Source organism: Flavobacterium sp. AG291 (assembly GCF_003350375.1).
Taxonomy (GTDB): domain Bacteria; phylum Bacteroidota; class Bacteroidia; order Flavobacteriales; family Flavobacteriaceae; genus Flavobacterium; species Flavobacterium suzhouense.
Genome location: NZ_QQAR01000004.1, coordinates 231,122 through 253,131 on the forward strand (window position 1 = coordinate 231,122; position 22,010 = coordinate 253,131).

13 protein-coding genes are annotated in these 22,010 nt (G+C 38.7%); 1 reads left to right on the forward strand and 12 read right to left on the reverse strand.

Going from position 1 to position 22,010, the window contains the following annotated elements:
• Nucleotides 1-36 precede the first annotated feature (36 nt).
• The 12 genes from DEU42_RS06765 to porU all read right to left on the reverse strand — a co-directional run bounded on the left by DEU42_RS06765 (nucleotide 37) and on the right by porU (nucleotide 20,097).
• Nucleotides 37-3,285, reverse strand: a complete 3,249-nt coding sequence (locus DEU42_RS06765; protein ID WP_114757519.1) for a gliding motility-associated C-terminal domain-containing protein — start codon at nucleotides 3,283-3,285, stop codon at nucleotides 37-39.
• Nucleotides 3,286-3,652: 367 nt separating this feature from the next.
• The gene (locus DEU42_RS06770; protein WP_114757520.1) at nucleotides 3,653-7,897 is read right to left on the reverse strand and encodes a gliding motility-associated C-terminal domain-containing protein; all 4,245 of its coding nucleotides are present in this window, start codon (nucleotides 7,895-7,897) and stop codon (nucleotides 3,653-3,655) included.
• Nucleotides 7,898-7,985: 88 nt separating this feature from the next.
• Nucleotides 7,986-9,059 (reverse strand): mannose-1-phosphate guanylyltransferase, encoded by a 1,074-nt coding sequence (locus DEU42_RS06775; RefSeq protein WP_114757521.1) that lies wholly within the window; start codon nucleotides 9,057-9,059, stop codon nucleotides 7,986-7,988.
• Between the two features lie 78 nt (nucleotides 9,060-9,137).
• Nucleotides 9,138-9,734 carry a SprT-like domain-containing protein gene (locus DEU42_RS06780; protein ID WP_114757522.1) on the reverse strand — a complete coding sequence of 199 codons (597 nt, stop codon included), beginning with the start codon at nucleotides 9,732-9,734 and terminating at the stop codon, nucleotides 9,138-9,140.
• Between the two features lie 3 nt (nucleotides 9,735-9,737).
• Nucleotides 9,738-10,415: an SDR family NAD(P)-dependent oxidoreductase gene (locus DEU42_RS06785; RefSeq protein ID WP_114757523.1), complete on the reverse strand. Its 678-nt coding sequence runs from the start codon at nucleotides 10,413-10,415 to the stop codon at nucleotides 9,738-9,740.
• A complete protein-coding gene (locus DEU42_RS06790) occupies nucleotides 10,415-11,371 on the reverse strand; it encodes a M28 family peptidase (protein WP_114757524.1) in 957 nt (318 codons plus the stop codon). Before DEU42_RS06790 ends, DEU42_RS06785 begins: the two co-directional genes overlap by 1 nt.
• 109 nt (nucleotides 11,372-11,480) lie before the next feature.
• Nucleotides 11,481-11,726, reverse strand: coding sequence for a hypothetical protein (locus DEU42_RS06795; RefSeq protein ID WP_147278074.1), 246 nt, complete (start codon nucleotides 11,724-11,726; stop codon nucleotides 11,481-11,483).
• A gap of 61 nt (nucleotides 11,727-11,787) precedes the next feature.
• Nucleotides 11,788-12,075, reverse strand: a complete 288-nt coding sequence (locus DEU42_RS06800) for a hypothetical protein (protein ID WP_114757526.1) — start codon at nucleotides 12,073-12,075, stop codon at nucleotides 11,788-11,790.
• A 66-nt stretch (nucleotides 12,076-12,141) separates the two neighbouring features.
• Nucleotides 12,142-13,779 (reverse strand): pyruvate dehydrogenase complex dihydrolipoamide acetyltransferase, encoded by a 1,638-nt coding sequence (locus tag DEU42_RS06805; protein WP_114757527.1) that lies wholly within the window; start codon nucleotides 13,777-13,779, stop codon nucleotides 12,142-12,144.
• A 5-nt stretch (nucleotides 13,780-13,784) separates the two neighbouring features.
• On the reverse strand, nucleotides 13,785-14,783 hold the full coding sequence (pdhA, locus tag DEU42_RS06810; RefSeq protein WP_114757528.1) for a pyruvate dehydrogenase (acetyl-transferring) E1 component subunit alpha: 999 nt from the start codon (nucleotides 14,781-14,783) through the stop codon (nucleotides 13,785-13,787).
• 221 nt (nucleotides 14,784-15,004) lie between these two features.
• Nucleotides 15,005-16,189 (reverse strand): type IX secretion system outer membrane channel protein PorV, encoded by a 1,185-nt coding sequence (gene porV / locus DEU42_RS06815; protein WP_114757529.1) that lies wholly within the window; start codon nucleotides 16,187-16,189, stop codon nucleotides 15,005-15,007.
• Nucleotides 16,190-16,230: 41 nt separating this feature from the next.
• Nucleotides 16,231-20,097 (reverse strand): type IX secretion system sortase PorU, encoded by a 3,867-nt coding sequence (gene porU, locus DEU42_RS06820; RefSeq protein WP_317047566.1) that lies wholly within the window; start codon nucleotides 20,095-20,097, stop codon nucleotides 16,231-16,233.
• A gap of 202 nt (nucleotides 20,098-20,299) precedes the next feature.
• Between porU and gldJ the strand changes: the two genes are divergently transcribed.
• On the forward strand, nucleotides 20,300-21,970 hold the full coding sequence (gldJ, locus tag DEU42_RS06825; RefSeq protein WP_114757530.1) for a gliding motility lipoprotein GldJ: 1,671 nt from the start codon (nucleotides 20,300-20,302) through the stop codon (nucleotides 21,968-21,970).
• Nucleotides 21,971-22,010 lie beyond the last annotated feature (40 nt).

Genomic DNA, 22,010 nt, shown 5'->3' on the forward strand with positions numbered 1-22,010 from the left:
AAGCGCTTAGATTATCTAAGCGCTTTTTTGTTGTTATTACTCCTCCCTCTGAAGGTAAACCCAGCCTGTTACCTGTTTTCCTGAGCTGAGCTTTAAAACATAATAATAAGTACCTGTTGGAGCCTCTCCACCAGTATCGGTCTGCCCATACCATTCTTTTTTATAATTCTCGCCTTTATAAATCAGCAATCCATAACGATTGAATATATCAATTTCAGACACATTAAGGCTTGAAAGATCAAGGAAATCATTATATCCGTCTCCATTTGGAGAAACTCCTTTGGGCAAATCACAAAATGTGTCATTAACTTCTACAGCTGCTTCAGCAACACACCCTTCGGAATTAGTAACCGTCACAGTATATTTTCCTTTTGCACCACCTGAAATATCAACAACGGGCAATGATGATGAAAAGCCATCAGGGCCTTCCCACACGATTATAGCATCAGATATGTCGTTTATACTGAGAGTATATTTAAAATCAATACATCCTGCAGTAATATCCAATACCTCCCTCTCTTTCACATCCAAAGTTATGATTGCCTGATCGCTCGTATCACATTGTGAAACTGTATAACTAAATTCATAAATACCCGGAGTAGTCTGCCCTACATAAAAAACACTTCCGTTTAAAAACCCGGTATTAGTTTTATCTTCCCAAACGCCACCTGCTGTATGACCTTCTGAAAGATAGTCGTTAAGATTAATACTATCAACCTGACTACAATGTACAACCATTGCATCACTACCGGCATCGGCAGCTTTTGGAAGTTCAATAGCATGCAGTATTACAGTATCTATACAAGACCCTGGGGTAGTAGACACAATCTTTAGGTAGTAAATTCCCATTTGGTCGGGAGTAAAATTTGGAAATTCAAGTCTGTTAGTAGTGCTGAGAATTGTTTCAGGGGCACCTTCTTTCCACCATTCATAAGTAAGAAAAGTATATTGCTTTACATATAGCGCACTGGCTTCTCCTTCACAAAAACCATCCTGTAGAATAGCAAGAGGTTTAAGATTAGTTATATCGTACTGGATATTTGCGATATTACCGCATTCATCGATCACACTAAAATTATAAACAGCATTTTCAAGAGCAGTGAACACCATATTTTCACCATTATTTACAACATACACTTCTCCATTTTTCTGGCTAATGGAATACAATAATGGCGAGCTTCCTTCTGCATCTATAATCACTTCCGAAAGCCCATTGGAACATGGAAAAGCATAAGCTCCTTTTATTTCCGGTGCTCCGCTAAAACTGAACGCAAAAATCTCAGTAGTACAGTATTCCATAAGACCTACCGAGCCATCAGGATCATATTCTGAACCATTTATATAATTAAGCCCTCGTTTAATAATTCTGAAGTCTCCTTTATATATAAAATTATAAGTTATTTTATTATTCTCAAGATAAAAACCTTCATTTGGCGTCCCCCATTGAGGATCTTTCCATTGTCCTGTTTCTTCATCAAACACCTGCAACAAATAAGTAGAAAAAGCATCTGTGATGCCATCATGCAAATCTATATCATATGATCCGCAATGGTATATAACTTCAGCCGGAACATCCTCTTCCCCACTCGCTATAATTTCACAGCTAAGTGTTTTTAAATTACCACACACATCAAAACCATCAAATTCATACAAACCTCCCGGCAGAGAATTCATGTAAAACACTCCATTTACAATATTATATGAAACATCAAATGGCAATATTCCTGTAAATGTATCAGGGGCATTTGTAATTCGAAGAAAAGCCAGCTCACTACCTCCTGTGTAAGCCATCATCGAACCTAACCCTGACACACAACCATAAGCCTGTTGAACATAGAGAACAGAAGCGCCTGATGAAGCCACATTAGCATCTACTATATATTCATTTCCACATACATCCGTAATTTCAAATGTATAATTTCCAACTGTCGCTCCTGTTAAAAATAACAATGAGCCATTGATAAAAGAAGATAGATCCTGCGGGACAGTTCCAAAAGATGCCGGTGCCGAAATGAGTGTTGCTGAAGCAAAAACTCTTGAATTAGGCAACTGAATCCCAATGTTATAAAAGCAATCTCCTCCTTGCGACACCTGAACATAAGGAGTACCTCCTTCTGCTAAAGTTATGGTACGCTGAGTAATGTGTCCACAGGCATCAGTTAACTGAATAACATAAGCACCTGGAGGTAAGGGATTTTGAGGCGTACCATAAGTAGTTGTTGACGTAGCAATAACCGGATGTGAAGTATTAAACTGGGATGGATTGAATCCCGCAGGAGCAGAAATAAAATCCACCGTATAGGGAAGTACGTAATTATTAACGCTCAAATTAATAAAAAAGGCATTACACGATGGACTTGATTCACTTAAATTCAGATCAAAAACTTTGTAAACCTGATTATTAGGACTAACAAAAACATTACCACACGCATCTGTAATCTCAACATCAAAATTATAAGTCTGCGCGTAATAAAAAGGTATTTCAGCTGATATATAATTATTGCTTCCGCCTGTTGCTATTGTTTGATTAACAATCTCGGGAGTTCCGCCTGACGGCGGATATATTTTATATTTTATCGTGAGAGGAAAAGCAATTTCTGAATTGTTCCCCTGACTATTAATATTATAGTTAACTTTAATAGTATTACATGAAGGTAAAGCTCCTTCTCCCACATTTATAGCTGAAAAATATATTTGCGAAACCTGATCAGATACTGTTACTGTAGTTACCAAAGCATCATTGCAGCTGTCATACACTCTCACTTCATATTGTCCTGCCTGAAGTCCGGAAAAGATATTTGAGGCTTGTTGTGGAAAAATCTCCGGCCCCGAAATTATCTCATAGGCAGTAGCGGTACCTGAAGTAACATTCACTGTGATACTACCCTCATGCTGACAATTTACATTAAGGACACTTGTTGTATATGCAAAAGGCACAGTGTTATCTAAAACTGTTGCATTTGCTGTGGCAAAATTAGATTGCCCATTAAGTGTTTGCGTAGCTATAACTTTATAACTACCTGACACAAGACCTGTAGCGATTAAAGTTGTTACGGTAGTTACCGGCTGAACAGCATCAGGTAGCAGATAAACTTCAAATTCCAATGATGCCTGTGGATTTGCGCCTGTAACAACAAAACTTAATGAGCCATTACCAAGACAAGTTTGCGGAGAAGATGTAACAGCGATTGTAAATGGCGACAACTGCGCCCTAAGATCATGGCATAAAAAAAGCACTAAAAAGCATAAAAAAACTTTTAGTGCAGATTTGCTGGTTTGTTTCATAGTTGGTGATTTTGGTTTTCATAGCATTCTTTATCGTAACCCTTCCTTCAAAAAAGGTATTAATACAGTAGTAGGCTGCTTAAGGCTGTTTAACTTTTATTCAGGCAGCAGTATTTCTACCTGAATAAAAGTGTAATAAAACTTAAACCTTATTCCATTTTGAAAATTCATATTCCAATGGATTACAAATCTTTTGTCATTTTAAGGTCTAAACTTCCATGCCTATTTCTTAGATGCTAATAAAAATCAATAGTTGCGTTACTGGTTAAAATTTTAAATTATTCACAAAAATCAAACCTATAATCACTAAAACAATTATCGTTTCACAACTACATCCTAAAAATCCAAAATAATTTAATTTATTAATTTACTCCTCCCTTTGAAGGTAGACCCAGCCCGTTACCTGTTTTCCAGCGGAAAGGGTTATCATATAATAATATGTACCTGTAGGCAGTGTACCTTTATCCGACTGCCCATGCCATTCATTAAGGTAATTATGAGCCTCATATACTTTAAGTCCGTACCTGTTGAATATTTTCAGCTCAACAACATCAAGGTTAGAGAGATTAAAAGTATCGTTCAGACCATCACCATTAGGAGAAACTCCCTTAGGAATGATACATGAGGTATTATCAATAGTTATAGTAGCTACAGCAGTACAACCCTCAGCATTGGTAACTGTTGCAGTATAATCACCTTCAGGCTTATTGGTAATATTTGCCTGCAGGCCAATGAAATTAAAATCCTGAGGACCAGTCCACACAACCGTAGCACCATTAATATCGCTTATATTTTCTACCCAAAGCATATAATCATAATTCATACAACCCGAACCTAGCTCTAACTCAAACGGATTATCATTTACTACAACAACTATTTCACGGCTCGCTGTACAAGTGGCATTATCAACAATCACCTCATAATTACCTATTTGGGATATTGATAGATTAGCAGAAGTCTCACCCAGAAGATTTCCTTCAAGATACCATTGATAAGAAGCTGTTGTGCCGTTAAAATTAGCTGGCATAACTGTAAGAAGAGATGCCTGCCCTTCGCATAATTCCGTATTACCTTCAATCATAAATTGTGGAGTAGCATTTACCATCACCGGTACTACAGTAACATCTGAGGCACAGCCATTCACTAAAACACTCAAAGAATAATCTCCACTTGCCTGAATACCCGCAGCCGCAATAAGCGGGTTTTGTTCAGCAGAAGTAAATCCGTTAGGGCCTGTCCATTGATATACAGCATTAGCAACCGTATCGGCAGAAAGCTGAATATCTGTACCCTCACAAACTGGGGCCACAGGATTTAGCACGGGAGCATCCGGAATGTTTTTAAGTTGTATCTCGATTATAGCATCATCAGTATCATTACAAACATTGGTAACAACATACCTGAACTGATATGTCCCTTCACCAATTCCTGAAGTTGCAAAATTACTTCCTGTTAATGCACCTGTTCCGTTAACGTCTTCCCAAACACCATTCTCATCAAATGAACCTGATAAATAAGACACAAGATCTACCGCATTACCTTCATTACAAATAGGCACAGTAGCGTCATATCCTGCTTTTGGCAAAGGATTAATAACGACGTCTACACTGCTCAGCAAAGAAGTACATCCATTGATTGTAGCGCTTAGGGTGTAAGTCCCTGCATTATCAAGGGAAACCGCATTTATTAAAACCGTTTCAAGATCAGACGTAAATCCATTGGGACCATTCCATTGATAAGTAGCCCCTGCAACCGCTGTAGTTCCCAATTGTAAATTACCTCCTTCACAAACCGGTGAAACCGTATTGATTGAGGGAGCCTGAGGAATATTTTTCACATCAAGCGTAAGTATGGCATTATCAGACAAATTACACAACCCTGACACTATATACCTAAACTGATATGTCCCTTCAGGCAATCCTGCAGTAGTTAATGTATGATTTGTCAGCATACCCGTATTATTCACATCTTCCCAGTCGCCATTTGTAACAATCCCGTCTTCTAAGAAACTCCTAAGATCTGTTGGTTCACCATTATTACAAAACTGGGTAGTTATATCCTGGCCTGCATTTGGTAATGTGTTTTCCAACAATGAAAAACTCAACTCCTGGTTCATACACGACAAAGGATTATCGCTTGTAACACTAAGATGGTAAACCCCTCCATCGGTTGCCGATTCATAATCGGGGAAGTTAAGCGTACCAGTAGTACTCAGTACAACTCCGGGAGCACCTTCTTTAAACCATTTATAATCAAGAAAAGTAAATTCAGGCACAAAAAGTTTACTATCTTCTCCTTCACAAAATCCTTCAGCCTGAATAGTAATAGGATCAAGTGCATCAATATCCAGTAAAATATTCCTGATATTTCCACAAACATCAGTTAGTCTAAAATTATATGTTGCGCTTTCTAATCCGGTAAAGAGGTTAGACTGACCATTGTTTACAGTAAATGGTTGTCCGTCCTTAGTAGTTATACTATAAGTTAATGGAGGTATACCATCTGCTATAACTGCAACTTCAGTCAAACCATTAGTACAAGGAAAACTATACGCATCAATTATCTCAGGACCACCTCCAAAATTAAATGTATGCAGCACATGATAACAACGAATGTTAGCGATACTGCCATTGTCATAAACAAAGAATGTTTTTATCACCCTGAATTCACCCGTATAAACAAGACTTAAAGCCGTTTGGTTATTTCCTAATGGTAAAGAATTTAATGAATTTACAGCAGTTCCTTCAACAAAATCTACACCTGTATCAGGATGTTCCCAATTGCCGGTAACGGGGTCTAATCTTTGAAGGAAATAGCCCGGAACATAATTACCATTGCTCACATGTTGTAAAAAGAGGTCAAAAGATCCACAATGCTTGGCCACATCAACAGTATTGACCGACATTCCATATCCCGAAACCACAAAATTTAAAGTAAGTACCTGTCCACAAATATTAGTACCCTGCACAGTATAATTCCCTGCCGGTAATGAGTTCATGTAAAATCTACCATCAGAAGCGACATTAACTGAAGCATTATAAGGAAGAGTCTGTCCAAATGAAGTAGGTGCAGCAGTAATAACAAGCCCCGTCAACCCCAATGAACTTGCAATTCTAACCGATCCGTATCCTAAAGCACAGCCCGCACGATGAAGCACCGTTAGATTATCCGAAGATGCACCCGATGTAACTTCCCTCACTACATCATATTCATTCCCACATTCATCCGTTACTACAAAAACATAAGTGCCGGGAGGAATATCTACCATGTTAAAAAAACCATCAGCATCAATACCCGCGCTTACATCTAAAGGGAAAGGTCCCGGGTATCCTGCCGGAGCCGATGTAAGGATAACGCTATCTACCTCACGATCCGGAAATGATATCCCTATCGAACCATCTCCACCGCAAGCGGCCATATCTCCGGTTACCTGCGGCTCATCTAAATCATCATCGTTAAGTGTAAAATTTAACGTAACCGACCTACCGCAAGCGTCTACAACTACTGCCGTATAATCTCCCTCCGGAGCATAAGCTCCGTCTCCGCCATACTCTATCACAGGCACATCAAAGTTAGGATGATTTATATTGAGAGCTGACGGGGTAAATCCGGCTGGTGAACTGGTAAAAGTTACATTTACAGGTCCAACAAAGTTAGCGACCTGTAAACTGAAGAAATTATTACCACACCCTTCAACTTCATCCAAAACCTGAACCGAATACTGTTGATTAATCGCCATCGAATTTTTGGTAAATATATTTCCGCAGGCATCAGTTATTTTTATGCTATAAGAGTATTGCTGATTATTGTAAAAAGGCATATCAAAACTCAGATCACTTGTCATTACATTTGATAAAGTTGTAACGATAGGTGTACCACCTCCCGGAGGATAAACAGTATATTGGACAGTAATAGGAAAGAATATGATATTAGGCTGGCTCGCCCCTATATGATTTAATACTGTAATAGTATTACAACCCGGCAATTCAGGAATATCACTAAAATCAGGATCTAAAATAATTATACCAGTCGTAGACTGAGTAACGGTAATACTTACCACTACCGCTTCGCCACAAGTGTCTGTCACCCTTACAGAATATAAACCGGCCGGAAGCCCCGTCAAAACATTTGAGGCCTGAGGAGGTTTAATAACCGGCCCTGCTATAATTTCATAGGTAGAAGGATAACCAGAGGTAGCTGTCAGAGTAATAGCACCATCGTTACCACAGCGTGAATTTGTAACAGTAAAACCATAAGTAAGTGGTACGATCAGATTATTAATAGTAATACTTTGTGTATTTGTACTTGTTTGTCCATTAAGAGACTGAGTAGCAACTATTGTATAATTACCCGAAGTACGTCCCGGGACAGTAGTATTGGTTGTGGTAATCACATCGTTAACCGTATCCGGAAGCAAATATACTTTATAGGTTACGGTAGCTCCGGGTTGAAGTCCTGAAACTGCAAAATTAAGTACTCCGTTATTTAAGCAAGTCTCATCAGTCTTTGTAACCGTAAAATTGAATACGGGGAGTTGCGCAAATGCACTCAATGAGAAAAACAGGATTATTACATTGAGTAATAACCTGTAAGAAGGTAATTTTTCAGTCATGCTGGTTCAGTTTAAGTATGCTAAAGATATTCATTTCTTTAGACACCTAGAAAAAACCTACATTTTTTAACAAAAAATCTTACACTTATTATACTTTTTTAGCAGCTGATGTAACAATTTCTGTTATTTTCTTTATTTCCTGCTCTTTTTCCTTAGGATAAATCAGCAATATATCTTCCTTATCCACTACAATGTAGTTATTAAGACCGTCAACAATAACTGTTTTACCTTTATCCGTCCTAATTATATTGTTGGTTGCGTTTTCAATAAATACTCTGGCATTAACTACAGCATTGTTATTTTCATCCTTATCAAGTTTATCATGCAAAGACCCCCATGTGCCAAGATCATTCCAGTCAAAATCTGCAGGAAGCACATAAACATTAGATGCTTTTTCCATTACAGCGTAGTCAATAGAAATATTATTGCTCTTAATATAATTAGCCCCAATAAATCGCTTTTCCTCTGCAGTATTATAACTCTCATAGCCTGCCATGAAAAGCTCATACATATCCGGCTGAAACTTAAGAAAAGCATTAGTTACAGCTTTAACGCCCCAAATAAAAATACCGGCATTCCAAAGAAAATTCCCTTGCGCTAAAAAAGATTTCGCGGTAGCATAATCAGGTTTTTCCCTAAACTGCTCTACTTTTTTAATTTGCCTGTCCGTTTTGAAATCATATTCTATATAACCATATCCTGTATTTGGAAAAGTAGGCTTTATACCAAGAGTCATTAGTACCTCTTCTTTTCCGGCACAATCAAATGCGCTTTGAAGATTTTGAAGAAAAGCATCTTCATCTTCAATCCAATGATCTGTTGGCGCAACAACCATTAAGGCATCAGGATTTAGTTTCTTTATCTTCAGCGTAGCATAAAGTATACAGGGCGCAGTATTGCGCATTGCCGGTTCTAGAACAATCTGATCAGGAGTAAGCTCCGGCAATTGCTCCAACACGATATCATTATAGATTTCGTTAGTAAGTACAAGTATATTTTCCTGCGGTATAAGTTTAGTAAGCCTGCTATATGTCTTTTGAATAAGGGTTTCTCCCGTACCCAGCATATCATGAAACTGTTTAGGAAACTGTGTAGTGCTTACAGGCCAGAAACGAGAGCCAACACCGCCAGCCATCAATACCGCATAATAGTTTGTGTTCATTCTTTTGGTTTTAATTCCTTAAGTAAAGTTTCTACTTAATAAGCAAAAAACAAAGCCGTTTAATTTTCATTTAACACATTAGGGCACAAGCTCAACTTCAGCATTAGGATTAAAAAGATATACTCTGCCGGTACTAATCTCAAGACATTCAAATCGTTTAACCCTTTGGGCCCCCTTTTTGAAAATCTTGCCATTGTGTATTCTAAAATGGCTTCCGTAAGGAAGTTCAAATATATAATTCTTTTCCGACCTATCATCAAATTGTTTTAAAGCAATTGCAAGAGTAGCATCGGTATCACTGCTTGCTTTCGGATTTCTAAAGTGCCTGGCAAGTAATGGCAATAACTGATTCGGGAATATCTCAGGACGAATAAAAGGCACCATTAGCTTCTGAAAAGTACTTTTCCATTCATCCCCATGAGGCTTAATATTCCTTCCATACTTCTCAAAAGCAGCTAAATGCGCAATTTCATGTATAAGCGTAATCAGGAAACGGTATTTATTCAGACTGGCATTCACAGTTATCTGATGTAATCCGTTATGATCCCGCCTATAATCACCATGACGCGTTACCCTTTCATTAACTATCTTCAGGTTAACCCCATAATGTTTTATCAGCTCAAAAGCTGCATCTGTAGCATGTTCAGGCAAATAAGGGGAAAGTATATGTTTCACGTATTAAGGCGTAGTACTTGACACCTGCAGTACTTTACCATTAAAATAAGTATTGCCGGTTAGCGCAAAATTATAAATATAATCACTCATTTGTTTAGGAGAAAGCGGCGCTTCATACCCAGGAAAAGCTTCCTGCAACATCTCGGTATTTACAGCGCCGAGAGCCAGTACATTAAACGAGATTCCCTGTTCACGGTATTCTTCCGCCAAAAGTTCACTAAGCGTAATCACAGCTCCTTTACTGGAACTATAAGCGGCAAGTCCGGCAAACTTCATTGTACCCTGAACTCCTCCCATACTGCTGATGGTTACTACATGACTTCCTTTAGGCATATAAGGCAGTATAACCCTGTTGAGGGCAGCTACTCCAAAAACATTTACTTTATAGATATACTCAAATTCTTCAGCAGATATTTGAGCAAATGGTTTCAATATCAAAGCACCTGCATTATGGATTAGAATATCTACCGTTTTCCATGTTTTTTCAACAAAGTCTGAAATACGCTCTAACCCTTCTCCTGAAGCAAGATCTATTTTAAGACATGAGATATTTCGATTTTCAATTAGGGCTTCAGGTATTTTTCTGGAAATTGCAAGTACATTATGACCCGCTTTTGCAAACTGAAGAGCCAACTCATACCCTATCCCTCTGCTTGTACCTGTTATAATTATATTCTTCATTATTTTTTCAATACAATTTCTTTACTTGGCGCATTTACTGTTTTTTCTACCACTGGTATCATCTGTTGTATAAAATCAGTCATATGCTTAGTATCCATAACATCAAATTCATCACCTAGCTGATGGTAATATTTAAAAGCCGTCATCTCAGTAGTACACAATGTATGTGCAGGAATATTAAATTCCTGCCAAAACGGATAATTATCCGATGCCCTGAACAACTGGTATTGCATCTCAAAAGCATTTGAGCCAATTATCTTTTTACCGGCATACTCATTTAACTTATCTGCCATATTACTACGCCCATAACCTGTTAAGTAAGCTAATAAACCATCCCCTAACGGCACACCTGTCATTTCAAAATTCAACATGGTGTAAACAGGAAAGTTCTGCTCTTTCAGCTTAGCAGCAAGATGCTTTGACCCCAAAAGACCTTTTTCCTCACCCGAGAAAAAGCAGAACAAAATACTGCGTTTATTCGATTTTACCTTGCCATAATAATTAACCAGTTCTGCAACGGTTGTAGTACCTGTTGCGTTATCATCGGCCCCATTATAAATATTGTCACCATTTACAGTTTCTTTTGCAAGCCCGATGTGATCATAATGCGCCCCAATTACAACAAACTCTTTTTTCAATTTAGGATCAGTTCCTTCGAGAACACCAACAATATTATAAGCCGGCACAGTCATATTGGAAAGTGTATCCCTGTATGTTGAAAAATAAGGTTTTATTCCATTCTTTTGAAGCACATCCTCCAGATAACGAGCAGCCATTTCCATTTCCGGCGTACCCGGCTCACGGCCTTTCAAATCATCAGACGCAAGAAATTTAAGCGTTGTTATTACTGATGCCTCTTCTACCTTATAAGGAGTGTGTGCAGTCTTCTTTTTCTGGGCAGAAATCATCCCTACGCATCCCAAGGATAAAAGGGAAACATATATAAGTTTTTTCATGTTTTGTTTTTTGTATTCAGCTAAAATAAGAAAAATTTACAAGTTGATTTAAGATTCAAAAATAAGGTTACGTTTAGAAATCAAAAGCTCAATTTCATTTTTGAGTATATCATCTATCATAAAAATTAATCTTTAGCAGCGGTCTCTTTTCTTTTAACTCTTTCAATACCTTATCGTCGATCTGCTGACGGAAAACATTTAGCTCTTCAAGCTTTTCAGGAAGTTGATTTTCCTCAACCTTTAACAACCAGTCGGCATTAAAACTCAACACTCGTAGATTTTCAAGATCCCTTATATCTTCAGGAATTATTGTAAAATCATAATTCTCAAGACTCAGCTCCTTCAGATTATCCATTTTTTTTACATCAGGATGAAGCTCTAAAAAATCAAATCCTCTTAAACACAAACGCTTCAATCTATCTAATCTCGTAATCCATAAAGGAAACTTCCTTAAACGGCACATTAATTATCGTTAATTCAGTTAATGTTTTCAACTCTCCTATTTGTTCAGGAAGAAGCTTTGAATAATTACCTGCCACTAAAACATATAAAGAACTTAATTTACTGAACTTTAAAAAATCTTCAGCAAAATCATCAATATTTGCAGTAAAATGCAGACTAAGCCTCTTAACCCTGTTAGGATTTTTAAGCGCCCTTTCCAGGCTATTATATTCACCAAAAAGCAATTCCCTTAATTTCCCCATAAACAATTCTACAAAAAAATACCCGTCCTGAATCCAGAACGGGTATATATTTTGATTACTGCAAGCTTACGCCAGCATAGTAACCGGATTCTCGATATATTGTTTCAGGGTTTGCAGGAACTGAGCTCCCGTAGCACCATCAATTGTACGGTGATCACAAGTCAGCGTTACTGTCATAGTGTTTCCTACTACAATCTGTCCATTCTTAACAACTGGCTTCTGAACGATAGCCCCTACTGAAAGGATAGCTGAGTTCGGCTGATTGATGATAGATGTAAATTCCTGGATACCAAACATACCTAAGTTAGAAACTGTAAATGTACTTCCGTCCATTTCGGCAGGAGTAAGTTTTTTGTTTCTTGCTTTACCGGCAAGATCCTTAACCCCAGTACCAATTTGAGAAAGACTCATCATGTCAGTAAACTTAAGTACCGGAACCACAAGTCCGTCTTCAACAGCAACAGCAACACCTATACTGATATGTTTGTTGTAAACAGTAACATCATCTTTCCAGTGTGTATTAATTTGCGGATGCTTACGTAACGCCATAGCACTAGCCTTGATAACCATATCGTTGAATGATACTTTAGTATCAGGAACAGCGTTGATAACATTACGGCTTGCAATAGCATTATCCATATCAAGCTCAATAGTTAAGCTATACTCCGGAGCAGTGAATTTAGATTCAGCCAGACGACGCGCAATAGTTTTACGCATTTGGTTGTTTTTCACTTCTTCAGTAGCCACTTCACCTACAGGCGTGTAAGCTACAGCAGCAGGAGCAGCAGCCGATTGTGCCGGAGCGGCAGAAGCAGCAGGCTGGGCAGCAGCAGGAGTAAAGTTTTCAATATCTTTCTTAACGATACGTCCGTTTTCTCCGGAACCTTTTACCTGATTCAGATTAACACCTTTATCCTCGGCAATTTTACGGGCAAGCGGAGAAGCAAATACTCTTCCTCCATCATTAGCAACAGGAGCAGCGTCAGCTTGTGGAGCAGCAGCTTCTTCTTTCTTAGTTTCAGCAACCGGCGTAGCTTCAGATTTTGCAGGAGCCGGCGCAGCAGCATTAGCATCAATACCTGAAACATCTGTTCCGGCAGGCCCGATGATAGCAAGCATACTATCTACAGATGCTGTTTGACCTTCCTGAATTCCTATTTTAAGAAGCACACCTGAATGGAATGATTCAAACTCCATTGTTGCTTTATCAGTTTCAATCTCAGCAAGAATATCACCTTCTTTTACTGTATCGCCTTCTTTTTTAAGCCATGTTGCAACAGTACCTTCAGTCATTGTATCACTTAGACGAGGCATTGTTACCACAGTAACACCTTTAGGCAGTTCTGCCGATGCAGCAGGAGCTGCAGTTTCAGCAGCAACTTCTGCTTTTGGAGCAGCGGCCTCTTCTTTTTTAGCCTCAGCAGCAGGAGCTGCATTACCGTTAAGAAGACCTGAAATATCTTCTCCGGCTTCTCCGATGATAGCAAGAACTGAATCTACAGGTGCAGTTTCGCCCTCATTAATTCCAATATGTAAAAGCGTACCTGCATCAAAAGCCTCAAATTCCATAGTAGCTTTATCAGTCTCAATCTCAGCAAGGATATCGCCTTCTTTAATAACGTCTCCAACTTTCTTAAGCCACGTAGCCACAGTACCTTCGGTCATTGTGTCGCTAAGGCGCGGCATTGTAATGATTTTTGCCATGGTAATTATAGTTTATGTGGTAAGAATGGATAATCTTTTTGATCGTAAACAACGTCGTACATTACGCTTAAGTCCGGATATGGAGACTCTTCAGCGAATTTTTCGCACTCCTCAACAAGGTCTTTTACTCTCTGATCGATAGCCTCGATCTCTGCCTCAGTTGCATAGTTGTTTTCTTTAATAATATCAAGAACCTGAGTAATAGGGTCGATTTTTTTGTACTCTTCAACCTCCTCTTTAGTTCTATAGTGCTGCGCATCACTCATTGAGTGACCACGGTAACGATACGTTTTCATTTCAAGGAACGTAGGTCCGTCTCCTCTTCTTGCTCTTTCCATTGCTTCGTGCATTGCCTCAGCAACTTTAATAGGGTTCATTCCGTCAACAGGTCCACATGGCATTTCATAACCAAGACCAAGTTTCCAGATATCTGTATGGTTAGCAGTACGCTCAACAGAAGTACCCATTGCATAACCGTTATTCTCTACAATAAAAACTACAGGAAGTTTCCAAAGCATCGCCATATTGAAAGCTTCGTGAAGCGATCCCTGACGTGCAGCACCATCACCAAAATAAGTAAGGGTTACACCACCTGTATTAAAATATTTATCGGCAAATGCCATACCTGCACCTACAGGTATCTGAGCACCTACGATACCGTGACCTCCGTAGAATCCATGCTCTTTTGAGAAAATGTGCATCGAACCACCAAGACCTTGTGAAGTACCTGTTGCTTTACCTAAAAGCTCTGCCATAACTTTCTTAGGATCCACCCCCATACCTATTGGCTGAACGTGGTTACGGTAAGCTGTAATCATTTTATCTTTTGAAAGATCCATTGCATGCAATGCTCCTGCAAGGACAGCTTCCTGTCCGTTATATAAGTGAAGGAAACCTCTAACTTTTTGCTGAATGTATAAAGCTGCAAGTTTGTCTTCAAATTTTCTCCAAAACTGCATATCCTCATACCACTTCAGATAAACCTCTTTTGTTATTTCTTTCATTGGGCTAAATTATTGTTGCTGATGTGATTTTATAAAAAATGTTTTCTGTGACCGCAAATAGTTTCCTCACACAAATTTGCGAAAGGCAAAAATACTACTTCCCATCAATAACAAAAAAAAATAAGCTAAGTATTTTGTTTATTTTTTGGGGTAACTCAAAAGCCTTTGTTATTAAACAAAAAATAAGGGATTCAAATGAATCCCTTATTTTATATATTATACTAATATTCGTCCCAGTCGTCTCCGAAGTTGAAGCTAAGTGAGAAACGAAGTGTGTTTTCAAGAGGATTTCTAACCTGAGAAGCAGAGAACAGGTAAGACACGTCAATTTTAACTACCGTATATCTGAATCCGGCACCAAGAGAGAAAAATTTACGAGCCCCTTTTAGTTCGTTCTCGTTAAAATAACCCAAACGGAACATAAAGGCATCCTGGTAAGAATACTCAGCACCTACCGAGTAAGTAACTTCTTTAAGTTCTTCACTAAAACCTCCCGGCGCATCACCGAATGATTTAAAGATACCAGACACCCAGCCTATATCATTATATTCCTCGTTAACAATTGCCTGATCGTCTGCATTAATATTACCATCACCATTTCTATCAGTTACCTCCTTAGGGGTAGGTACTAAAAGTTTTGCCAGCTCAAGATTAACACCTAACTTATTATACTCATCGAAAATAAAATCAAACCCACCGCCAAGCTTCATTGTAGAAGGCAAAAAGTTTGCACTCATTTCCGGATCGTTATCATAGCTTAATTTAGGACCAAGGTTCTGAAAATTAAAACCTGCTCTCCAACGTCCATTGAAATCAGAAAAAGCAATCTCTTCAGACTGGTAGAAACCGGCTACATCAAAAGCAAAAGTTGTAGCTGCACTGGCATCACCCCCTCCTGCCGATTCAGGTATTTTTAAGTTAGAGCTGATGAAACGTCCGGCTATAGCCATTGAAAACTGCTCATCAAGCTTAAGTGAATACGACAAGTCTACAGCAAGTTCATTTGGGGACCTAACTACTGCAGGATCATCAGGATTCTGACGAAGTTCAATATCACCCAAACCAAAGTAACGAAGACTACCCGCAAAGGCACTTCTTTCATTAAATCTGTTATAATAAGTCACCTGACCCAAAGATATATCATTAGCGATATCTGTCAGATAAGGAGTGTAACTAAATGATAGACCATGCTCTTTTAAAGCAAATGCATATTTTGCCGGGTTCCACTGTTGTGAATAAACATCCGAAGACGTTGCTACTCCGTTATCTGCCATACCGGCAGCACGGGCATCAGCGGCTATTGTTAAAAAAGGAACTGCTGTAGTAATCACTCTACTATCAGTCACCTGGGCTTTGGCAAACTGCACTCCTAAAAGGCACAGCGCTATTAATACAATCTTTTTCATTCTTATTTTAAAAATTTAAAGGGTCACAAATATAATGTTTTTTACAGCAATACAAGCTTTTCGTACTTTTCTGCTGTTTTATTAGTAACAGTCGACCTTACAGTGAGTTTATACACATAAACTCCTTTACCTATCCGATCGCCAAAATCATCTTTTCCATCCCATTTTATATCGCGGCACAAAAACCCATCGGTAGTAACAGATTGGTTTATTGTTTTAACCACCTTACCTGTCACGGTAAATATCTGAACCTGTACATCAAGAGGCTCAAAAGGCCTGTTGTGGTTAAACCAAAATTCGGTATAGCTCACAAAAGGGTTAGGGTAATTAAGCACCTTATCCAGCGTAAGCCCTTCATCACCTACAACTACAAACTGGATTTCAGCAGTAACAAGATTATTATACACATCCCACGCCTTAAGCGTTATGGTATGCAGTCCTTTTTCGAGATTACTAAACGGAAAACGCAACGAACCTCTTTGGTAGTTATCTTTTTCCGCCTCATAATAATCATTCATAATATAAGGATTGTTTTCATCTCCATCGAGAATCCCAACAATATCATGTCCAATACCACTCGCTGTATTAATACCATGCTCATCTTCAAGAAAAGCAAGAAATATTGGTGAAGCATTTGTAATACCCCCTGAAACAAATGACTCATCATTCATATACAGCCTTACTTTTGGGCCTGTCGTATCTGCTTCCGGATTAGGATTTACACCTCCCACTTTTACAGTAGTACTATACCCCTGCCTGTCATCTGTTTTTGTTGTTCGTGAAGCATACAAACTCACTCTCCCCTCTGCAACAGGTATCTTAATATCACGCGGAACCACAAACCCAAACTCAAACAAACCATTAGTAACCGATGCATTACCCCTAAATATTGTCTCACCAAGCGTAGAGAACGGAATCACTTTGCCCATATGATCATTATCAAGCGTTTGCCTGTTAATATTTTTATCAAAAACAGTTACCTCAAGCTCTCCATTATAATTAGTTGCCGTCGCCGAGCCATTCACTACTTTGCCTTCCAACTTTACATAAGCTAAGGAATTAAGAGCTCCCGTAAAATCTGCTACGGGAATATCATTTATTTCCGTCAGAACTATCTCAGGCTTAGGAATAGCCAGCTTAAGCGCCGGATCCCCAATAAAACACACCATCCTGATATTTTTGTTATTCATAGTTACCTTAGAAACACGAAGCGCTTCCGCTACCGAAGGAAACTCATCCTGTCCGTAAGCATAAAGATTTTTCACCATCAACGGCGTAAAGTTTTCAGCAACAGTAATATATAACGCTCTTGTAGTACTTATCAAACCTATAGCACCACCTTGAGCATTCCAATAAGTATATTCCCCTACTGTAGGCCTGTAAGGATTATCGAATTTGGTTATTTCACAACTAGCCGTTATAAAAACAGGGTACTTATGTTTATTAGTAAGATTATCAGCATCTTTTTTTTCATAGATACGCTCTCCTGCCATGCCATCTTCTCCACCATGCCCTAAATAGTTAACAATAAGAGCACCATAATTAATCGCCCTTATCAATTCCTCTTTAGCCTGAGGATAGCGCTGCCCTCCCGCCGAAGACTCCTGCACATAAGAATCTGTATATATTTTCCTGACATTCACAAAAGGCCTTGCCGCAATAAGCTCATTCGTCATATCATCCAGCGTATCCACAAAACCTAAAGAACCGCTACCATCAAGATCGTCGGCAATAACAATAAAATCATTACGCCATCTGCCATACGCCTCAGACGCTTTATATTCCGCAACCTTATTCACCATCTCATCCGCCTGCTTTTTATCATTCACAAGCATCCTTCCAACAGCGACATCAAGCCCTTCGCTCCCGGAATCAAGCATAGCACCCTCTTCCGGATCCATGAGGCCATAAAAATCATCAGATGTAAATGTCGTTACTGTACTATAATTTAAAAATGAAGGTGAAGGATCATACCCCTGCATTATGGGCACTACATTAGTATTATTCGGAATCCTGTTCTTATAATCAAACGACGCATCCCCGAAAAGATTTACATATTTTATTCTTTTCTCCGGAGACGATGCATTCAAATAAATGTACTTAACCAAATTTCGAATAGCAGCAATATCCTGTTTTCCTGAAGAAAATTCTGCATAGATATTTTCAAGATTAACAACCTTTACATTCATGCCTTCTTTTCGATGAAGATTTGCAAGGGTTTCGGCAGAAGAATTAAGACTGGCAGAAGTAACAATAAGATAATCCACATCCTGAAACTGCCCATTAGCACCATTAAAAATAGTTCCTTTTATATTTTGGTTTGCAACACGTGTCTGACTATCGCGCAGAGGCGTATAATAATCTGACGAAACTACCGTAATATATTTCCTTACCTCTCCTAATGTAGACTTAAACGAAAATTGCGACTGAAGTCCCTCGTTTTGTATTTTACCTACATTATATATATCTGTAATATCCCAAACCTGATTTATTCCTGTCGCATTAGACAGATTATACTGTATTACTCCATTATTGGTCGCTGCATCATTATACTGGAAACGAAATTGCTTCCCGTTACCCTGCAATTTTCTCTTAGCCTGAACCACAACATAATCTAACCACGCATTAGCACTCGGAGCACCATTGTTATTATAAGTAAGCCCTACAGTTATATCATTTCCTGAGGGAGTGAACGAAACAGACACCGGACCATTATCACCCACATTAACAGTAACACCTCCGTCATCAGCAGCATCATGTTCACCAGGCACCTTAAAGCGAAGCGCACCAAGATCCTGACCATTTACTTTTATTACCATAGAGGTTTGCACAGGAGCATTTGCAGCCGCACTAACTTTTACAGTAGCTGCGACAGCTTCTATATCAGGAATGGTAAATTTAAACTCCTGTTCATTATTTACATTAAAAGGATCTCCATGCCATTTACGTCCAAGTCGCGCGATATTAACAAGATCCTTTTCATAGTATTGATATTCATCAAACACTGCCGTAGTAAGTGTAGGCGCTCCCGAAGGCTGCCCCATAGTTGTTATACGCTTACCCGGACCACCCTGCGATGTAACATAATAGTATGACTTATCCGCATACAGATTATTGTGCGAGCCGTTTTCCTGACTCCAGTTATCAACACCTTCAGCATAAAAAAGAATATAGTCAGCACTATCAAACTTACCGTCTTCTTCACCAATAAAAGTTATCGCATTTTCTTCCGGATCGGCAGGGTAATCAACACTATTCCTAAGAGGTGCCATTCTACCGCCGTTACCATATATTTTAATATTACGGGGATCTACATTAACATCTAAACCTAATTGCTGAAGAAAACCACGTGATATTTTATACACTCCTGATTTTGTTACATAAAAACGAAACCAGCTTCCAGAAGAAAGTACTGAATTTGAAATAACATTAAAATCATTAACCCCATAGGTAACCGTTTCTCCGGCAAAAGCATTATAACTATAGGTAAACGATTTGATCCTTTTATACCCCCCACCTTCTTTTATAATAGGAGACAGCCTAATTCCGGCCATCCATTTATCTCTTGCTTTCGAAGCAGCTATTGAAGCATTAATAGCCGACGGGACAGATGATGCAGAAAGTGTCCCCAACTTATCCGAAGCCATACTTTCATAAACCACATTAGTGATTTGCAATGATTTTTGATCTACCGGACCGGAAACAGGAAAAGAATAAGAGAAAAACAATTGTTTTGTATTCGCGTCATAATCGAGATATTGAGCCTGAAATTCCGGCAAAACTAAAGCCTCTTCTACAAGAAAAGACTTAACATTATCTGTCCAGTTCAAGACAATTTCACCCCTTTGCTGCGCAAAAGAAACAATTGAATATAGTAGAGTAAAAAAGAATAATCTGTTTTTCATCATTGAGAGAACGCAGCTATGCGAGATATATTACAGCAAAAGGAAAATTTTTTCTTTTGTCCGCCTGCAATATTACTTCAAAATAGGCGTTATAGAATAAGAGATTTAACATAATTTTAGATTTTTTACAAAAATTTTAAAAACGTGTTGCGGTTTAACGGTTAATTATTATATTGCGCCACGAAATTTATTTACCTACTGAAAGATGAAAGTTAACAAAATCACGGCTTTACAGTTGCTTCTCGCGTTTGCGATGGCATTTGGTTTTACTGCGTGCAGTAAAAAAGGGTCAAATGGTAATTCCACTGCTACAGGCTGGAAGATCAATGACAAGAAAGGTGGATTCCAACACAACTCTAAGTACAAAAAGCAGGAAACTGCTCCGGGGCTTGTAGAGATAGAAGGTGGAACATTTACTATGGGTAAAGTTCAGGACGATGTTATGCACGATTGGAACAACACTCCAACACAGCAGCACGTTCAGTCTTTCTTTATGGACGAAACTGAGGTTACTAACGTAATGTACATGGAGTATCTTGACTGGTTAAAAAGGGTTTTCCCTCCAACAGAAGAGAACTATAAAAACATTTATGTTGGTGCTTTACCGGACACTTTAGTATGGAGAAGTGCTCTTGGTTACAATGAAACAATGACAAACAACTACCTAAGACACCCGGCATATTCTAACTTCCCGGTGGTAGGTGTTAACTGGATACAGGCTGTAGAATTCTCTAAATGGAGAACAGACCGTGTTAACGAATCTGTACTTGAAAGAGAAGGATACCTTAAAAGAGACGCAAAAGTACTTGACGTAACTGCTGAAACTACATTCAGTACTGAGGCTTACCTAGAAAGCCCTACTAAATCGTACGGTGGTAACGAGGAAATCGTTCTTAAAGGCCAAAGAAACAAATTAGCAAACAAAGAAGGTGCTACTAACGTATATGCACAAAGAACTTCAGGTATAATTCTTCCTGAATACAGACTTCCAACTGAAGCTGAATGGGAATATGCTGCTGTTGCTCTTGTAGGTAACCGTGAGTACAACCTTTACAGAGGAGATAAAAAATACCCTTGGAAAGGTTCTTACACTCGTAGTGGAAAAAGAACTTCTAAAGGTGATCAGCTTGCTAACTTTAAACAAGGTAAAGGTGATTACGGAGGAATTGCAGGATGGTCTGATGACAACGCTGATATCACAGCTCCGGCTAAATCTTACCCACCAAACGACTTTGGTCTGTATGACATGTCTGGTAACGTTGCAGAATGGGTAGCTGACGTTTATCGTCCTATCGTAGATGACGAAGCTAACGACTTCAACTACTACAGAGGAAACGTTTATATGAAAAACAAAATTGGTGAAGACGGAAGAGCTGAGATCGTAACTACTGACAACATTCAGTATGATACACTTGCTAACGGTAAAATCCAATACAGAAACCTACCTGGTCAAATCTCTCAGGAGCAAATTACAACTGACGATACATACCTAAGACAAAACTATACAAGAAGTGACAACAGAAACTTCAGAGATGGTGACAGACAATCTACACGTTACTACGATTTTAGTGGTACTGATGAAGAAAAAGGTACTGAAAAAGAATCAGAAAGAATGTATGACTCTCCAAAACACCTTGTAACTAAAGATAGCCTTGGTAACATGCTAAGAGAGTATGACAAATCTTCAAAAAGAACTACTCTTGTAAACGATAACGTTCGTGTATACAAAGGAGGATCTTGGAGAGACAGAGCTTACTGGCTAGACCCTGCACAAAGAAGATACTTCCCACAGGATATGGCTACAGACTACATCGGATTCCGTTGCGCTATGTCTAAAGTAGGTCCAAAATCAAGCAAAAAGAAAGCTAGAAACTAATTAAGTTTCATCTTATGTAAATACAATAAAAGCCCTATCT